At 54.7% G+C, this 2304-nt stretch carries 2 protein-coding genes; both read right to left on the bottom strand.

Annotated elements, in window-relative coordinates:
• The coding region (locus KDK14_RS18425; RefSeq protein WP_257266662.1) for an ankyrin repeat domain-containing protein at positions 1 to 744 on the bottom strand (744 nt) is incomplete at its 3' end.
• Positions 745 to 774: 30 nt separating this feature from the next.
• Complete coding sequence (locus KDK14_RS18420) at positions 775 to 2100, bottom strand: ankyrin repeat domain-containing protein (protein ID WP_257266661.1); 1326 nt, start codon at positions 2098 to 2100, stop codon at positions 775 to 777.
• Between the last annotated feature and the right edge of the window lie 204 nt (positions 2101 to 2304).

The raw sequence follows: 2304 nt of genomic DNA, 5'->3' as shown, positions 1-2304 counted from the left end.
AATTTGCTGCGACACGGGTTTACAGGGCTTACTCAGGGCAGCCATGATGCGCGGCGGTGACCCTGCAGCTTCGGCAGCTTCCAGGGCAGTCTGGCCTGACGGGTTGCGAATATTGGGATTGGCACCGTGAGCCAGCAAGTCGTCGACCATGATGGTGTGCCCGTTAAAGACGGCATAGTGCAGCGCAGTATTACCCTCATTATCAGGAATGTTGGGATCGGCACCCTCGTCTAGCAAAGTATTAATGGCCGACAGTGAAAGTGAAAATTCGTCACCAGTGGCGGCATCGCACAGCGGGGTGCGCCCCATACCATTGCGGGCATTAATATTGACACCGTGATCCAGCAGGCACTTCAGGAGCATGACTGTTTGTCTGCTTCTGCTTCCTCGCCATGTGGCCCAGTGCAGCGTTGTGAAATCAGATCGGTCATGGGCTTGCGGATCAGCCCCGTGATCCAGCAAGGCCTTGCTGAAACTGCCTGCTTTGGCGGCCATAAGCAGAGGTATGTACTCTTCATGAGTCAACGGATCGATAGTGGCGATATTGGGGTCAATCCCTCTGTCCAGCAGAGTCTTGAGGAATTTGCCCACTCTGTCTGAGTCGCTGAACCAAAAAAGCGGGTAGTGGCCTTGCTGGTCGCAGAGATTGGGATCGACCCCCCGCTCCTCCAGCAGGTTCAGCAGGTCATTGAGGGCTGACAGATTATCCCCTTGCTTGATGACTGTTGCCAGTTGATCGCCCAAATCACCCAAATCGTGATCAAACGTCGATGGTTATATGCTCCCGGTATCCGGGGAAGCCACGGTGCTTTTTGATCTATTTACTGCGCTGGCAACGGGCTGGTGGAGAGAAGGTACGGACAGGTGTTGAGATTTTATTGCTAGCGGTTTTCCCCGCGTTTTTTTCGGGGTCATCTGTGGTCGCATCAGGGTTGCACGAATACAGTTTCGGGCACAAACCTGCAGCGACAGGGGTTTAAAGGGCTCACTCAGGGCAGCAATGATGCCGGGAGGTGACTTTGCTGCTTTGGCAGCCTCCAGGGCGGTCTTGCCTGAGGGGTTGCGAATATTGGGATTGGCACCATGGGCCAGCAGCATGTCAACACAGATTGAGTTGCTTTTTTTTATCGCCAGATGCAGCGGGGTATCACCCATTTTGCTCACCTTGTTGGGGTTGGCACCGTATGCCAGGAGCATAGCCACAATGTCGTCTCTGTAATCCTGACCTAATGCTATGCAAAGTGCGTTGCTCCACCCCCCGCTGACGGTGCCGTAGGGGGTATCAGGATTGGCACCGTGAGCCAGCAAGTCGTCGACCATGTTGGTGCGCCCGTTAAAGACGGCATTGCCCAGCGGGGTAATACCAGTAGTATCAGGAATATCAGGATCAGCACCTTCGTCCAGCAGAGTGTTAACGGCCGGCAGTATGTCATTAATGACGGCACAGAACAGCGGGGTTTCTCCGCTCAAATGAGTACGGGCATTAATATCATCACCGTGATCCAGCAGGCACTTCAGGAGCATAACGCTTTGTGCCTTGGATTCCAGTGTGGCCCAGTGCAGCGCCGTCCAATTCGAGCCGTCACGGGCGTGCGGGTCAGCGCCGTATCCCAGCAAGACCTTGCAGACCTCATAACTGCCGGTGTGGGCGGCACAAAGTAGAGGTATGTTTCTTTTTCCATCCCACTCATCAATGTTGCAAAGATTGGGATTTGCCCCCCTGTCCAGCAGGGTCTTGAGAACTCCGTCAGCCCTGCCCATGTAACTGGCCGAATAGAGCGGGTAGTTGCCTTGCCGGTTGCAGATATCGGGGTCAATCCCCAGATGCTGGGCCAGGTCCAGCAGGTTGTTAACGGCTGACAGGTCTTGCTGCATGATTGCCTCTGTCAGCTGACTGCCCAGGCCACGCAAATCGATATCAGACGTCGGTGGTTTTATACTCCCATTGCCCGGGGAAGCCACCGTGTTCAAGATATTTTCTGCGCTGGCAACGGGTTGCTGGAGCGAAGATGCAGGCCGTGCCCGGGAACTCGCTGACGCCCCCTCCGGATTGGCAGTGTCCTCCCGGCGCAATAAATATTGTCTATCGCTTGAGTACATGTCTGTAGATCCGTTGCTGGAAAACCTCACAAGGGGAAGTAATACCTGCATGCCCCAATCTGGTGTGCAATCGATTTATGAGCCAAGGCTAGTTCAAAAGGCCGGTAAGGCAAACCTGTTGCCTGTGTTTTGTTGTGGCGCCAACGGCGCTGCGTTGATGTATTCCAGGAGGCTGTCCGAGAATAGACTGCCCTGCTGCGGTTG

This window comes from Endozoicomonas sp. ONNA2 (assembly GCF_024606365.1).
Lineage (GTDB): Bacteria > Pseudomonadota > Gammaproteobacteria > Pseudomonadales > Endozoicomonadaceae > Endozoicomonas.
This window is presented reverse-complemented; position numbering and strand designations above follow the sequence as displayed.

What these genes read in the sequence shown, in the direction of transcription:
- KDK14_RS18420 (WP_257266661.1), bottom strand. Translation starts at nt 2,100, where the DNA reads ATGTACTCAAGCGATAGACAATATTTATTGCGCCGGGAGGACACTGCC.